Origin of the sequence: Pseudomonas sp. HLMP, from assembly GCF_046365545.1 — a bacterium.
GTDB lineage: Bacteria > Pseudomonadota > Gammaproteobacteria > Pseudomonadales > Pseudomonadaceae > Aquipseudomonas > Aquipseudomonas guariconensis_B.
The window spans coordinates 1-624 of record NZ_JBDLLR010000018.1; the positions used below are offsets into that span (position 1 = coordinate 1).

Here is a 624-nt window from a genome sequence, read left to right on the forward strand (position 1 = left end):
GAAATCCGCGCCCCGCGTGGCAACAAGCTGACCGCCAAGAGCTGGCTGACCGAAGCGCCGCTGCGCATGCTGATGAACAACCTCGACCCGCAGGTGGCCGAGAACCCGAAGGAGCTGGTGGTGTACGGCGGCATCGGCCGCGCCGCGCGCAACTGGGAGTGCTACGACAAGATCGTCGAGACCCTGACCCGCCTGGAAGACGACGAAACCCTGCTGGTGCAGTCGGGCAAGCCGGTCGGCGTGTTCAAGACCCACGCCAATGCCCCGCGCGTGCTGATCGCCAACTCCAACCTGGTGCCACACTGGGCCAACTGGGAACACTTCAACGAACTGGATGCCAAGGGCCTGGCCATGTACGGGCAGATGACCGCCGGCAGCTGGATCTACATCGGCAGCCAGGGCATCGTCCAGGGCACCTACGAAACCTTCGTCGAGGCCGGCCGCCAGCACTATGGCGGTGACCTCAAGGGCAAGTGGGTGCTGACCGCAGGCCTGGGCGGCATGGGCGGTGCCCAGCCGCTGGCCGCGACCCTGGCCGGCGCCTGCTCGCTGAACATCGAATGCCAGCAGAGCCGCATCGACTTCCGCCTGCAGACCCGCTACGTGGACGAGCAGGCCAGCGAC

The 624-nt window shown here is 66.8% G+C and carries 1 pseudogene; it reads left to right on the forward strand.

The features are described 5' to 3' along the window. Positions 1 to 624, forward strand: a pseudogene (locus tag ABFA30_RS24225) (urocanate hydratase); the annotation flags it as partial.